This window comes from Candidatus Endomicrobiellum cubanum, from assembly GCF_031278955.1.
Taxonomy (GTDB): domain Bacteria; phylum Elusimicrobiota; class Endomicrobiia; order Endomicrobiales; family Endomicrobiaceae; genus Endomicrobiellum; species Endomicrobiellum cubanum.
Genome location: NZ_JAITJM010000022.1, coordinates 1 through 13,845 on the forward strand (window position 1 = coordinate 1; position 13,845 = coordinate 13,845).

Annotated in this window: 15 protein-coding genes, 1 tRNA gene and 1 pseudogene; 1 reads left to right on the forward strand and 16 read right to left on the reverse strand. The window is 32.3% G+C overall.

The window, feature by feature from the left end; translation table 11 throughout:
* Nucleotides 1-370: hypothetical protein (locus LBD57_RS01915; protein ID WP_373469657.1), on the forward strand; the 370-nt coding region annotated here is incomplete at its 5' end.
* 155 nt (nt 371-525) lie between these two features.
* Here the strand turns inward: LBD57_RS01915 and LBD57_RS01920 are convergent.
* The 16 genes and pseudogenes from LBD57_RS01920 to rpmH all read right to left on the reverse strand — a co-directional run bounded on the left by LBD57_RS01920 (nt 526) and on the right by rpmH (nt 13,489).
* On the reverse strand, nt 526-2,055 hold the full coding sequence (locus LBD57_RS01920) for a YifB family Mg chelatase-like AAA ATPase (RefSeq protein ID WP_373469658.1): 1,530 nt from the start codon (nt 2,053-2,055) through the stop codon (nt 526-528).
* A gap of 94 nt (nt 2,056-2,149) precedes the next feature.
* Nucleotides 2,150-4,087, reverse strand: a complete 1,938-nt coding sequence (locus tag LBD57_RS01925) for a S8 family serine peptidase (RefSeq protein ID WP_373469659.1) — start codon at nt 4,085-4,087, stop codon at nt 2,150-2,152.
* Between the two features lie 183 nt (nt 4,088-4,270).
* On the reverse strand, nt 4,271-4,639 hold the full coding sequence (locus LBD57_RS01930) for a hypothetical protein (protein WP_373469660.1): 369 nt from the start codon (nt 4,637-4,639) through the stop codon (nt 4,271-4,273).
* A complete protein-coding gene (locus tag LBD57_RS01935; protein ID WP_373469661.1) occupies nt 4,640-5,545 on the reverse strand; it encodes a hypothetical protein in 906 nt (301 codons plus the stop codon). It abuts the gene before it with no gap.
* Nucleotides 5,546-5,604: 59 nt separating this feature from the next.
* Nucleotides 5,605-6,225, reverse strand: a complete 621-nt coding sequence (gene pth / locus LBD57_RS01940; protein WP_373469662.1) for an aminoacyl-tRNA hydrolase — start codon at nt 6,223-6,225, stop codon at nt 5,605-5,607.
* A 36-nt stretch (nt 6,226-6,261) separates the two neighbouring features.
* Complete coding sequence (locus LBD57_RS01945; RefSeq protein WP_373469663.1) at nt 6,262-6,939, reverse strand: 50S ribosomal protein L25; 678 nt, start codon at nt 6,937-6,939, stop codon at nt 6,262-6,264.
* A 160-nt stretch (nt 6,940-7,099) separates the two neighbouring features.
* Nucleotides 7,100-8,032: a ribose-phosphate diphosphokinase gene (locus LBD57_RS01950; protein ID WP_373469664.1), complete on the reverse strand. Its 933-nt coding sequence runs from the start codon at nt 8,030-8,032 to the stop codon at nt 7,100-7,102.
* 21 nt (nt 8,033-8,053) lie between these two features.
* Complete coding sequence (gene glmU, locus LBD57_RS01955; RefSeq protein WP_373469665.1) at nt 8,054-9,406, reverse strand: bifunctional UDP-N-acetylglucosamine diphosphorylase/glucosamine-1-phosphate N-acetyltransferase GlmU; 1,353 nt, start codon at nt 9,404-9,406, stop codon at nt 8,054-8,056.
* A gap of 175 nt (nt 9,407-9,581) precedes the next feature.
* Nucleotides 9,582-10,306 (reverse strand): annotated as a pseudogene (locus LBD57_RS01960) (glycosyltransferase family 8 protein).
* A 46-nt stretch (nt 10,307-10,352) separates the two neighbouring features.
* Nucleotides 10,353-10,517 carry a hypothetical protein gene (locus LBD57_RS01965; RefSeq protein ID WP_373469666.1) on the reverse strand — a complete coding sequence of 55 codons (165 nt, stop codon included), beginning with the start codon at nt 10,515-10,517 and terminating at the stop codon, nt 10,353-10,355.
* Between the two features lie 148 nt (nt 10,518-10,665).
* Nucleotides 10,666-10,752 (reverse strand) — tRNA-Ser (locus LBD57_RS01970).
* A gap of 142 nt (nt 10,753-10,894) precedes the next feature.
* Complete coding sequence (locus LBD57_RS01975) at nt 10,895-11,092, reverse strand: Jag N-terminal domain-containing protein (RefSeq protein WP_373469667.1); 198 nt, start codon at nt 11,090-11,092, stop codon at nt 10,895-10,897.
* Between the two features lie 20 nt (nt 11,093-11,112).
* Nucleotides 11,113-12,672 (reverse strand): membrane protein insertase YidC, encoded by a 1,560-nt coding sequence (gene yidC / locus LBD57_RS01980; RefSeq protein WP_373469668.1) that lies wholly within the window; start codon nt 12,670-12,672, stop codon nt 11,113-11,115.
* Nucleotides 12,673-12,694: 22 nt separating this feature from the next.
* Entirely contained in the window at nt 12,695-12,919 is a 225-nt protein-coding gene (yidD, locus tag LBD57_RS01985; protein ID WP_373469669.1) for a membrane protein insertion efficiency factor YidD, read from the reverse strand.
* Nucleotides 12,920-12,922: 3 nt separating this feature from the next.
* Nucleotides 12,923-13,342: a ribonuclease P protein component gene (gene rnpA, locus LBD57_RS01990; protein WP_373469670.1), complete on the reverse strand. Its 420-nt coding sequence runs from the start codon at nt 13,340-13,342 to the stop codon at nt 12,923-12,925.
* 12 nt (nt 13,343-13,354) lie between these two features.
* The gene (gene rpmH, locus LBD57_RS01995; protein ID WP_373469671.1) at nt 13,355-13,489 is read right to left on the reverse strand and encodes a 50S ribosomal protein L34; all 135 of its coding nucleotides are present in this window, start codon (nt 13,487-13,489) and stop codon (nt 13,355-13,357) included.
* Between the last annotated feature and the right edge of the window lie 356 nt (nt 13,490-13,845).

A 13,845-nucleotide genomic window follows, 5' to 3' on the forward strand; every position in this document is an offset into this window, starting at 1 on the left:
CTCTAATTCCATTTCTATTAGTTCTTCTATTTCTAACTGCTACCAAATATCCTTTGCTCTATTATCCTTTCGTGGAGAAAATACTACTGAGGTTGATAACCTCCTCATTAATAACAACACCCTTTCTTTTACCAACTCTGATATTGATTTGTCAACTACTCCTGTTTATTTAGTTAATACTAGTACCTATTCTCAAAATACTAACTATTCTCAAAATACTATTATCCATAACACCATTGCTGAAAATAACTACGTTAATTTCATTAATGCTACAAATGTCTCTTTTGGCCTCTTATTTGGCTTTGATTCCTTCTCCTTTGCTCTCCCTAACGATATTCAAAATAGCGATACTATTCTTTATCTTTGGTAAACATATAGACAAGGCTGGCTCTTATTCTGTTCAAGATAAAAAAGATTTTTTGTTGAAAAAATTTTGGCGACTTTTTTACTGTCGTAGGATTACCCGATTTGTGTTTATCACACGACAATCCTTACGTTTTTTGTCTTGCACTTAAAAATTCATAATTAAATAGGATTCCTATCAGAAAATCTATACTTTACAGCTTCTGCTACATGATTAGCACTAATGCTTTGCACACCATCTAAATCTGCTATAGTGCGGGAAACTTTTAAAATTTTATCGTACGATCTAGCAGAAAACTTTAATTTTTCCATAGACATCTTTAATATTTCGTAAGCACTTTTATTTAAAACACAATACTTTTTTATTTCTTTTGATTGCATTTGGGCATTTGAGTATATTTTAGTCTTTAAAAACCTGTCATTTTGTATTTGTCTTGCCCGTACCACTCTTTCTTTAATATTCGCAGAGCTTTCTGAAACAGAACCTAAGTCTGTAAGTTCTGATAGTTTTAATGCCAAAACTTCAACGTGAATATCTATTCTATCCATTAAAGGTCCTGAAATTTTACTTCTATATTTGTTTATTTGTAAAGGAGTACAAACGCAGTATTTTTCTCTATGTCCTAAATTACCACAAGGACAGGGATTCATAGCAGCAACAAGCATAAATGAAGCTGGAAATGTAAAACTATTCTTTGCTCTAGAAACTGTTATTTTTTTATCTTCTAAAGGTTGTCTTAAAATTTCCAAAGTATCTCTTTTAAATTCCGCAAACTCATCTAAAAACAAAACACCATTATGAGCAAGACTTACTTCCCCTGGTTTAGGGTAAGGACCTCCTCCAGCTAAAGCAATCGCAGAACTAGTATGATGAGGATTTCTAAACATACGGGTTTTGATAAGCCCTCCACAAAAACCTCCTCCAACAACAGACCATATTTTTGTAGTTTCTACAGACTCATCAAAAGTCATTGGAGGGAGAATACTTGGGATACGCTTTGCTATCATGGTTTTCCCTGATCCAGGTGGGCCAGACATCAACAAATTATGTCCACCCGAAGCAGCAATTTCTGCAGCTCGTATTGCACTTTTTTGACCTTTAACATCTGAAAAGTCATACTCATTAGTTATTGGATTATTAAAACTTTCAGTGTCATCGTACTTATATGAGTTAATAAAAGTTTCACTATTAATAAACTGAACAACTTCTCCTAATGTTTTAAATGGGAATATATTTGCTGTGCCTGCTATAGATGCTTCTTGCCTATTTTCAAATGGAACTATAAAGTCTTTTATATTATTTTTTTGCAAAGCCAAAGAAATTGGCAATACACCTTTAACTCTTCTTATTTTACCCTCGAGAGATAACTCTCCCACTGCACAAAACTTTTTAAGATTCTCTTTTTTTATTTTACCAATGGCTGCCAGTATACATAAAGCTATCGGCAAATCAAAAATACCACCTTCTTTCTTTATATCAGCTGGTGCCAGATTAACAGTAATCTTTTTTGTAGGAAAATCGAACATTGAGTTTTTTATCGCTGCAACAACTCTATCACGAGACTCTTTGACTGCAATATCAGGCAAACCAACGATAGAAAAAACCGGCATTCCTGACGAAATATAAGTTTCCACTTCCACTATACTTGCATCTATCCCATTAAGCGTTGCAGCGTAAATTAGAGGAAGCATTCTAAGGGTCTCTTTTTAAGTTTTTTAAGTTTTTTGAACAAACTATCAAGACTTGCAAATTTACCAGTATGAATTTTGTTAGTGTTTAATACAATTATCTAGAAATAGCAATTTTTTTTATTTGATTGTTACCAATCAAGGTTTTTATGCTTATAAAATAAACACCAGGAGCAACTAGATCCCCATTTTGGTTTTTTAAGTCCCATTTGATCATTCTTTTGTTTAAAGCAGTGTCTGTTATTAAATCTTCTGCATTAAAAGATTTTACAAATTCTCCAGTTACTGTATATACTACGACATCTATAATAGACGTATGAAAAGGAAAATTTGTTATCTTTATATAACCTTTTTCATTTAGACTAACCGGATTTGGATAACATACAAACTCTCCAACATTACCAAATGGTAAATTTTTACTATTTAAAACAAGTTTACCGTATCCATAAGTATTATTAGGAGAGCTTGGCGCATATACTGGATTTACATTTGCTAAAACTCTCTTTTTAAACGTCCCATCTGCAGTACTAGTTGAAAGACTAGGGTCTAAACTTAAAAGAAGAGCTGCAGCGCCAGCTACGTGAGGTGTAGCAGCAGAAGTGCCATTAAAAGCACGAGATCCATACGATACAGTCGTAACACCTGTAGGAGCAGTGACGTCCGGCTTAATGCTTTCATTAGGAGAAATTTGATTTCTAAGAGGCCCTCTAGCACTATAATCTTCTATACTTCCAGAAGCATATCTGAAAACATTTACAGCACCTACTGTTAATGCAGTTTTAGAATCTCCTGGAGATAAAATACTGGACTCTGGATTTACATCCACCGGATTTACAATAACATTCCCTGGACTCTCATCATTTGAAATATATAATCTCATTTCTCTGTCAGGAATAGCATCTAGGCTTTTTTGAATTTTCAATTTATAGAGACTATGCCCATCACGAGGTTTTGCAATATCAATTTTAGGATACGTACCACGTGCATAAGTGGTTGACGATATAAATGAAGTGCCATCATTTTGGTAAAGCCATAAATCATATTTTGTGTTTCTATCTGTAAAATCATTCCATATAAAAGTAATGCCGGCTGTTGAGCTAATTTGAATATCCAAAAAATCAGTACCGTTTGCAAATCTCATAAATCCTGGGGTAGAAGGTGAATCATTATACTTACCAAACCAAGACTTTTGAGCTCCGTTACCAGCTGCTACAACACATAAAATATTATTCGATGTTGCATTGTCAACTGCTTGCGATGCAAGACCAGTCCCATCCATAAAACACTCACCCTCAAAACCAATAGAACAGCTTGCGATGTTTATTCCATTGCGTTCACAATAGGTAAGAACTCTTGCAAAATCCCCAGTAGTTCTAACTTTTAACAAATACATGTCTATACCGGGAGCAATATCATAAATTATTTCTGCACATCCTGACCCATGCACTTCTGTTTCCAGTTCAGGGTTTAGGTCCGGAATTTCCATCTGCGAGGTTGAAATTTGCACACAATCCTTGGCTATAAGCGTTTGTGGAAGTTCTCCCCGCTTTTGCAATGTGTCAAAACTTTTAAAACCAGTATCAATAACTGCAACTTTTACACCTTTGCCATCTATACCGTTTATAACAAATGAAGTGGCATCTATTGCATCTCTTCCCTCAGAAATAACTTCTAAGGGTTTAGCTATATCAACAAGATCAATATAATCCACACCTTCAACATCTTGTATTTTTGAAAGTAAATCAATTGGTACATGTGCGATTACTAAACTTTGATATGTACAATATTCTATATTATGCTTAGTGAAAAAACTTAAATCTATCTTGCTAGAATCTCTATCTATTGCATAAAAAGCAACTTCTAGTGTTTGAGGGTTAGATTTTGTTGCTAAACTTTGAGTTTGCAACTCTTTTACTGCATTTCCTAGTCTGTAAGACATTGTACTCTTAGCAAAAGAAAAACAACAGAAGAGTATTAATATACATACTATACTAATATTCTTTTCTAACAATTTATTTTTCCCTGACTTGACCATTAGAGTACCCTCTCCACCTAATAATGAGAAGTTATAATACATAAATATCTACTATATAAAGAATACATACTATGTTTGTATTAGAATATCATTATAACATCTTTAAACTATAATCACCTGACTAGAGCGTTTTAAATACCTACACAAATCTAAAGGCTCAATGGTGAGCATAGTTAGGAACTTCTATAAAGGGAGAAGCAGGTGAGGAAGATCAATTATGGCCACACCAGTCATAACTTCTGTCATTTCTTGAATTAAATGAACTGGAACTTGGGCATTCACTATACTTTGAGATGTATAATATTGTATGCCATGAGTATGAAAAAAGATAAAATCTATATTATTAGAATCACGATTTTTTGCATAAAAAGAAATTTCTATCGTTGTTAAATAAGCTGGCGTCCTTATGTCTGAACATTTTTCTTGCAGTTCTTTAAATTTCATTCTCAATCGATAATCCATGTATACCGGTCTCTCAGCAAAAGAAGAGCTAACGAAAAAAGCTAGAACTAATACCAAATTAACGCTTTTCTTTAATAATTTATATTTCATTTAAAATTCCCCCTTTAATGAAATTATGTTAGAATTTCCCAACTCCCCATACGGTAACCATGCATAATCTATTCGAATAATATTAATTTTTAAACCAAACCCTAGAGATAAATTTCTTTGATACCAACTACCTAAAGAAGAGTTATCATTTGTCAATGCCCAATTATAACCTCCTCTTAAAATAAAACTTTCACCAACACCAACTTCTATAGCAGTCTTGAGCCACATTGTATTATCAAAAAAAGATTTCAGCTCAACACCAAGTTGGCAAGGCTCAATAATTTTATTTGCATATGATAAGTAAGCATTTGAAGGAAGCATATATCCATCTACTTTAGGTCCTATATTTTCTAGTCCTAGAGCTAATGACCATTTATCATTTGACGATAAAAATACAGCTAAGCCAAAAGCAAGACCATTCATTTTAACACTATCAATATTTGTAAATATATACTTAATGTCGGTCCCTAAAGATAAAATATCTGTTATACAATATCCTAAACCAGCTTGCATGCAAGAGTCACCCGCTCCAAAAGTGCCATTTTCAATATAATCGCCACTAGAATCTTCAGTATATCTATCAAATTCTCCATAGTCAAAACCAAAATAAGATAAGCTAAGGCCCAAATTTTTATAAGGCATTGCAAAATTAAAAGAATTGTACCCTGTGTTTTGAAAATGAATTGCTTTTGATACCTGGATATCGTAATGATCCGCAAAGCCTAAAACTGCAGTATTTGTAAAAGAAAGATTTTTATCAAAAGTTGTTAAATTTGCTAAAGCAGCTTGATTTGCATTTCTTGGTAATTTCAAAAAAGCAAAAACTGTTGTCCCTGCAGCCGCAAAAAGATTACTTGTCAACAGAACAATAAAAATTAAACTACTAAAAGCCTTTTTTCTGTTCATCAAAAATATTCCTTTTTTAAAATTATATCTACTGTTGCCCAAATTTTAGCATTAATTGCTCAAAATGTATATTTTAAGTACTTATTTATTACATTATTGTTTATTCCTTTATTTGCCAATGTCGATGCTGCTTTATCTATCCCTGACTTAATTATTTCTTTAAAAGCTAAAAGTGTAGTCTCTTTCATTAAGTTTATTTTTTCTTTATCTTCTTTTAAAAATTTAGATAAAACAAAACTCGCAACATCTACATTTTTTGACAAAGGACCTATGCCTAGTTTCATTCTTGGGAAGTTTTGTGTATTTAAATGCTCTATAATAGATTGTATGCCATTGTGTCCGCCAGAAGAGCCTGACATTCTTATTCTATATTCTCCTAAAGCAATTGAAAAATCATCATAAAAAATAAAAATCTCTTCTGGTTTGATTTTATAATACTTTGCAAAAGATGATATAGGAACACCCGAAAGATTCATAAATGTAGTTGGTTTCAAAAGCCATACTCTGCCATTATTATGACTATAAAAAGAAATATCAGCCATATTATTCCAAGATTTAAATTCCAAATGCAAATTTTCAGCTATTGCATCTAACACCACAAATCCTAGATTATGGCGGGTGTTTATATATCCACTTCCTGGATTACCAAGCCCTATAAAAAGTTTTGTATTTATACTCATAACAAGGCTCCGCACACTACTAAAAGTCTCGGACACTTATTTTTTCTGCACACTGCTGGCAGAAGCAGTTTCAGCACCCTCTTCCTTATCTTTTTTGCCTTTGCTTATTACTTCTGGCTGAGTAGTCTCGGCAGTTTCTTCTTTAGGTTTTTCTTCTTCAACAGCAACAGCTATAACATTAACTATCAAAGTGCTTAGCTCTTGAACATAATCTACATTTTCAAGTTTCGGCAAGTCTGCTATTGTTATACCCTGCCCCAATCCAAGAGTACTTACATCAATACTAATTTTCTGAGGAATACTTTTTGGAAGAGCTTTAACCCTAACTTCTCTGACAATAAACTCCATAACGCCACCAAAATTTTTAACACCATCAGCAACGCCCTCAATATGTATAGGAACTAGAACTTCAACTTTATCTTCTAAAGAAATTGCTTGGAAATCTATATGTATAGGACTCTGTGTTAAAACATCTCTTTGCAAAGATTTTACAATGGCTGGTTTTTTGCCATTTTTAAAGTTTAAATCAATAATTACGTTGGCTCCATTTTCTGCTATTATAGACATAAATGTTTTTGCATCAACTGTTATAGATTCTGGCGCTATATTTTTTCCATAAAACACAGCAGGTATTTTTTCTTCTTTTCTTAAAGCAGACAATTTATTTTTAGCCCCTAATTCTCTTGTCTGTACATCTAAAATAACTTCCTTCATTTAAATCCCCCATTGTTATTTACTACATAAATAATATGTTATTCATTTGGTTGTCTCTAAAAACTTTAACACATACCCTTACTGCGCCTTTTCGACACTTCTGCGTTAAAAAATTATAACAATTTTACTCATTAGGGTTTTAGAGAAACACATTTAACACTTACAGAAATAATGCGCTTATAGATTCATCATTTGAAATTCTCATTATAGCTTCTGATAAAATAGAAGCTATACTTAAAACAACAACTTTTTCTATAGACCCCTTATTTGAAAGAGGGATAGAATCTGTTATAACTACTTCTTCTATTGAAGAATTTTGTATTTTTTGTTTTGCATTACCTGAAAGAATCCCGTGAGAAGCTGCTGCAAAAATCCTAGATGCACCTTTTGCCTTTATTGCATCTGCCACTTTTGTTAAAGTGCCTGCGGTATCTATCATATCATCTAAAATTATACAAGTCTTCCCTTCAACATCACCAATAATATTCATAACTGTTGCTTCATTGGGGCAAGGTCTTCTTTTATCTACAATCGCAAGTTCTGCATTAAAATGTTTTGCAAAAGCCCTTGCTCTTTCCACACCGCCTGTATCAGGAGAAACAACAACAACATCACTTAAATTTTTCTCTTTAAAATACTTCAAAAGTATTGGTGTACTATAGAGATGATCCACAGGAATATCAAAAAAACCTTGTATTTGCCCAGCATGTAAATCCATAGTTAAAACTCTTGTAACACCTGAGGTTACAAGTAAATTTGCAACTAATCTTGCAGTAATTGGTACTCTCGGCTCTGATTTCCTATCTTGCCTTGCATAGCCATAATAAGGCATAACAGCAGTAATTCTCCTAGCTGAAGCTCTTTTTAAAGCATCTGTGATAATTAAAAGTTCCATTAAATTTTCATTAACGGGAGCGCTAGTTGGCTGAATTATATAACAATCTGCGCCTCTAATATTATCAACTATTTTTACTTGTATTTCTCCATCGCTAAATCTGCCCACTTTTGTTTCAGTCAAAGGCACATTCAAATGCTGTGTAATTTGTTTTGCAAGGTCAATATTTGCATTACCTGAAATAATTTTAAGTTTCATATTTTCCTCTTTGTAACTATATCACTTTTTTATTCTGCGCTTTAATTCTTGCCTTGCTCTTGCTATTGCAAGTTTCCCTTTTGGCACATCATGTGTTATTGTTGAACCCGCAGCAATTAATGCCCCTCTACCTATCTTTACAGGAGCTACAATATTTGCATTAGAGCCAACAAAAACATCTTGTTCTATTATTGTTTGATGTTTATCTTTCCCATCATAATTACAAGTTATAGTGCCAGCTCCTATGTTTACATTTGTTCCAATTTGAGCATCTCCTATATAAGAAAGATGATTAACTTTTGAATTTTTTTCTATTAAAGACTTTTTTGTCTCTGAAAAATTTCCAATCTTAACATTTTCTTTTAAAACTGACCCTGGCCTTATATGAGCAAATGGACCTATTTTAACTTTTTTACCTATATTTGCACCATCTACATACGAATAAGATATTATACTTTCATCAGCAATTTTTGATTTTACTATATAACTTGACCCTTTTAAAACACACTTTTTACCTATATTAACACCACTATCAATAAAAACTCCAGGGTATATAACAGAATCTTGTCCTATTTTAGCATCATAAGATATATAAACATTGTTTGTATCTATAATCCCTACTCCACTATTTAACAATTCTTTTATTTTTTGTTCTTTTAAAATAGCTTCTGCTCCAGAAAGTTCTACCTTACTGTTTATCCCTTTGACTTCAATTTCATCTTTTATAAAAAGCATGGATACTTTATGCCCAGATTTTTTTAATATTTCAATTGTGTCGGTTATATAATATTCTTTTTTTGCATTATTTGGTTTAACCTTTAAAAGAGCTTTCCACAGATTTTTATCAAAACAGTAAATGCCAGAATTTATTTCTTTTATTTGCCTTTCATTTAAATTTGCATCTTTTTCTTCAACTATTCTTTCAAACAAACCATTTTTTCTTATAATTCTCCCATAGCCAAAAGAGTCTTTGACTTCAGTTGATAAAATTGTAACAGAAGAGCTATTCTTTTTGTTATTTTTTATCAAGTTTGATATCGTAGCTGTTTTTATCAAAGGAACGTCTCCACTAACAACTAAAATGTCTCCATTATAATTTTTAAAAATTTCTTTTGCTTGCATTACAGCATGTGCTGTACCGAGCTGTTTTTCTTGGTAAACAAATTTTATATTATTTTTAGATAAGTATTCTTCAACTATTTTATGACCGTAACCCACAACTATAACTATATTGTCTGGTTTTAAAGGAGATACCGCGTCTATAATCCATTTAACTAAAGGCTTGCCTGAAAGCTTATGCATAACTTTAGGCAAAAGAGACTTCATTCTTGTGCCTTGCCCTGCAGCAAGTATTACAACTGAAAAATTTTTCATATATAAACTCAAAAATCCCGCGCAAGGATAGCTTGGTCTCACAGAGAAATAATTATGTTTACTAAATTATAACAAAAAATTATTAAATAACAAAAAGTATGGTTTGCTTTTAGGTTTATTGTTTTGAGCAACGAGAGGAAGACCTTATATTTTTGGGCCTCTCTAAAAACCAGTTTTAATAAAATTTATTAAATGCTTCTATTTCCACATATTTTGTAGCGCATTTCTCTACCAAATTCGGTATAAAAGAATTTTTTTCAGCGCTTTCTGTCCAGTTTGATGCAAGTCTGGTTTTCCTATTAATCCAGGGTTTCTCTGGCCCGGCATAGTGAATAATAGCGGGGTTTCCACATGCTTCTTCCCATTCGCCATCTTTATAACAAAGCGTAGGAGTAAACTTTTTATAGACATATCCGTCCAAATGAGCCTTCATAAAATCTTCAATAACAATAACCACATTATATCTACAAGGCAAAAGTCTTATTTTGCCATAACAAACCGAATTAATAGCTTCTTGATCTGGACAAATTAAAAATTCTTCGTTTTTTGCCTTTTTCCCCAGGAAGTGTATGAACTTATTTTCTATTTCATCTTGTCTCATTTTTACTAAATTCATTAAAACTACTCCACCATTTATGTAGTTGTTTATTGAATTAATTTCTAAAACTTTTAAATACTGTTGTGTTGCAGCATGAAACGTTGCCACATCAGGAACTCCTGCAACGTAATAATCTGACAAGTCAGTGCCAAATAAATTTGTAAATCCTCACTAATTATTAAGTCTGCATCTAAATAAAGACTCTTTTCCTCTTGAGACAACAAACTTGGGAATCTAAGCCTGTAATAAATAGGAACGGTATAATAAGACTGGGCCTTCATGTTTTTTAATTCTTCACCCATATCTTAAAAACTACTTCCAAATTATCATGAATGTCCTTCATAAGTCCTATGCTATCTTTATTAGCTTATTTAAAATCACCTGAAACAAGAAGATATATTTTATACTTCGTATGAGGTTAGAATTTTTTAAGATTGAAGAAATCGTTACCACTGTAGGCATAAAATAATTGTTGTCCGTAGACATAGCAATTATTGCTTCTTTTTTACTCATTTTAATAACTCTTGTTTTTTAAACTGATAGTATGTTTGTTGGAATATAAGCCAACTTTGATGAGTAGGGTTCTAATTATTTTCGCAAGCTTTGTGTATTGTATAGGTCTAACTTATTTACATCTGTTTTACAACATAGATAATGAGCACGGAGAGAGAGGGATTTGAACCCCCGATAGAGTTTCCCCTATAATAGTTTTCAAGACTATCGCCTTAAACCGCTCGGCCATCTCTCCTCTTAAACCTATTCAATAATCAAAAATCTATAATTAAACTTCTAAAAATTATTCAAAACTTACTCCTAGACCAGGATGCGGTTCCGAATATAAACTTTTTTATTTTATATACAATATCGAGGAATCCTACGCAAATTATCAACTATACTTTACTGACACACTTACTATCTTCAACAAACATTAAAACTACTGCCGGTTTTGTTCCCACTTGCCCAAAAAGACCAGAAGAGCCTTCTGTTACTACTTTTACAGTAACATCTTCTTTTTTACAGCCTAATTGCTTTAATCCTTTAGAGATTGCTTCTTCTACAGTTTTACCTTTAAATTCTAATTCTATCATTTAATCTGACCCTCTTTTTTTTAAGAACGACTAATTTTTATGTGTGCCTCTTCTTTTTTTAGCACAAAATATTGCTCTATCATAGAAATTAAGCTATTTGTAATCCAATATATTACAAGGCCTGACGGGAATGACCAAAACATAAATGTAAAAAGTATCGGCATAATATACATTATTCTTTTTTGTGTTGGATCAGAAGTTGCAGCAGTCATTTTTTGTTGAAAAAACATTCCAAGTCCCATTATCAAAGGCAAAAGATGAATACAAAAAGAACCTATTGTTACGAAGTGATCAGCTGCCGATAAATCTTTTACCCATAAAATCCAACTTGCACTCCTTAATTCATAAGCATTTCTAAGCATTGTAAAAAATGCCCAAAATATAGGAAGCTGCAATAACATTGGCAGACATCCACCTAAAGGGTTAACTTTTTGGGTTCTATAAATATTTATCATTTCAGATTGTAATCTTTGTGGAGTATCTTTGTATTTTGTTTGAATCTCTTTAATAAGAGGTTGGACACGCTTCATAGCAGCTGTAGACTTTAAGCTCTTTAAGGTTAAAGGGTAAACTAAAATTTGTATTACCACTGTAATCATAATTATTGCCCAGCCATAGTTGTTTGTAAGACCATAAAAAAATGTTAGCACAGCAAAAGCAATTTTACCCAAAAACCCAAAAAAACCAAAATCTACAGTTTTTTCTAAGCCTAAATTATAAGTTTTTAAATAAGTATATCCTTTAGGTCCTAAATAAAAATTAACAGAATATTCTTTTTTTGATAAGTCTTTAGGGAAAGTTGCTTCAAGACTTAACCCCAAAGGATGTTTTTTATCAAGTCTAGATGGTATAATCTTATCAAAGTCTTTTGGATTTTCCAGTATAAAAGCTGCCAGGAAATACCTATTATCTATAGCTGCCCATTTATAAGTAGGGGCAAGCTCTGGGTCGTTTTTAAGTTTCTTTAATTTATAAGGTTTGTCTATAGTGTATGCTAAAGCTCTTGTTAAAGTAATATTCTCTTTTTCTTCTTTTGAATCTGTACCTAGACCAGGCCCCCAACTAATATCTATTTGAGGAGCTGTTACATCTGCGCGTGTTGTTTCCATTACAATATTTAAGTTATGCATATAATTTTTATCTAAATTATATGTTTTTGTTATTTTCCATCCTTCTTTAGAAGCATGTTCAAAAACTATTTTATTGTCAGCTTTAGAAATTATTTTATAAATAGAACCAGGGAAGTTTGCCATTACAGGTTGTGATCCTGGAAAAACTAAATCTACCCACTGCCCGCTTTTTTCTTTAACAGACCAACTAAGTATAGCTGCGCCCTTGTTTGTTAAAACAGCTTTGTAAGTTTCGTTTTCGATATTGATTTTTTCTTCATCAACATAGCCTTCATTGGTACTTATAATATCCAAAGTACTTTGTTTTCTTACATTTTCTAAATTTGTAACAACCTGTGTTTGAGTACTGCTTTGTACAACTTTATGTTGTGCTTTAGGCGCCAAGAAAAAAAACCAAACAAAAATTGTGACAGATGATAAAACCACAAATAGAACCGAATTTTTTTGCATTATAACTTCCTCTTTTTACGCGTTAAATTTTCTTTTTAGGTAATGGAACCGGATCAATACCACCATTGCAAAACGGATGACACTTCAAAATACGTTTAACTGACAAATAAGTTCCTTTAACGAAACCATATATTTCTATAGATTGGTAAGCATAGCTAGAACAACTCGGATAGAAACGACATCTATGAGGAAATGTTTTTGAGATAAATTTATAACATTTAATAAAAAAAAGAGCGAGGTTTTTCATACATTAGTCCTGCAACGTACACAGTTTAGCTTTTGTTAGTAAACCTAAAACAGCATTTTTAAGATCGTTATAATTTAACAACGTGGTCTCACGTTTAGATATAAAAATTAAATCTAAACTAGGCTCTAATAAATGTTTATTTGTCCTAAAAATTTCTCTTAATCTTCTTTTTGTTCTATTTCTTACTACTGCAGTACCAATTTTCCTAGATGTAACAAGACCCAATCTGCGTAAGCTTTTCCCGTCGTTTCTTTTATAAGCTAAAATTTTTATCTTTTTATTTTCTAACTTTAAACCATTTTTGAATACTTCGTTAAAGTCGCTTTGAATATGTAAACGTTCTAAATATGTAAAAGAAAACAATTTATTGGTTCCGTATTGCTTAAACGACAAATTTTCTAAACAATTTTTACTGTTTTGCATACTACAAAAGTACTAAGCGCTTAACGTCTTACGCCCTTTTCTTCTACGAGCGCTTAAAACCTTCCTTCCTCCAGGGGTTGCCATTCTTGCCATAAAACCTATTTTCTTTTTCCTTCTGTCTTTGTTGGGTTGAAATGTTCTTTTCATTTTAAATCCTCTTTGCCGCACTTCATGCGTTATTGTATAAATTATATCTAAAAAGCTTAAAACCTGTCAAACAGCTCTTTAAGGAAGAAACACCTAACCCCTGACTTGACCTGTAAAAGGAAGGAAAGGGGTACCCCAAAAGGTCAAGTCAGGGGTTAATGGGCAACAGTGATTACGTAATTGAAAATAAAAAATAGGCGCATCTTAAAAGAATGCACCTATTTGATTAAGTCTTTTTCTTAAATAGCGTATCCAAATTTTAATGCACCTTCTACTCCTTCTCTCTTTCCTATATATCCACTACCTCTCAATTCTATCCTCACTCCCCCTATCCTACTCTCTACTCCTATTTCCCC

Coding starts and splice junctions, on each gene's coding strand:
- LBD57_RS01920 (WP_373469658.1), bottom strand. CDS start 2,055: ATGCTTCCTCTAATTTACGCTGCAACGCTTAATGGGATAGATGCAAGT.
- LBD57_RS01925 (WP_373469659.1), bottom strand. CDS start 4,087: ATGGTCAAGTCAGGGAAAAATAAATTGTTAGAAAAGAATATTAGTATA.
- LBD57_RS01930 (WP_373469660.1), bottom strand. CDS start 4,639: ATGAAATATAAATTATTAAAGAAAAGCGTTAATTTGGTATTAGTTCTA.
- LBD57_RS01935 (WP_373469661.1), bottom strand. CDS start 5,545: ATGAACAGAAAAAAGGCTTTTAGTAGTTTAATTTTTATTGTTCTGTTG.
- pth (WP_373469662.1), bottom strand. CDS start 6,225: ATGAGTATAAATACAAAACTTTTTATAGGGCTTGGTAATCCAGGAAGT.
- LBD57_RS01945 (WP_373469663.1), bottom strand. CDS start 6,939: ATGAAGGAAGTTATTTTAGATGTACAGACAAGAGAATTAGGGGCTAAA.
- LBD57_RS01950 (WP_373469664.1), bottom strand. CDS start 8,032: ATGAAACTTAAAATTATTTCAGGTAATGCAAATATTGACCTTGCAAAA.
- glmU (WP_373469665.1), bottom strand. CDS start 9,406: ATGAAAAATTTTTCAGTTGTAATACTTGCTGCAGGGCAAGGCACAAGA.
- LBD57_RS01965 (WP_373469666.1), bottom strand. CDS start 10,517: ATGAGTAAAAAAGAAGCAATAATTGCTATGTCTACGGACAACAATTAT.
- LBD57_RS01975 (WP_373469667.1), bottom strand. CDS start 11,092: ATGATAGAATTAGAATTTAAAGGTAAAACTGTAGAAGAAGCAATCTCT.
- yidC (WP_373469668.1), bottom strand. CDS start 12,672: ATGCAAAAAAATTCGGTTCTATTTGTGGTTTTATCATCTGTCACAATT.
- yidD (WP_373469669.1), bottom strand. CDS start 12,919: ATGAAAAACCTCGCTCTTTTTTTTATTAAATGTTATAAATTTATCTCA.
- rnpA (WP_373469670.1), bottom strand. CDS start 13,342: ATGCAAAACAGTAAAAATTGTTTAGAAAATTTGTCGTTTAAGCAATAC.
- rpmH (WP_373469671.1), bottom strand. CDS start 13,489: ATGAAAAGAACATTTCAACCCAACAAAGACAGAAGGAAAAAGAAAATA.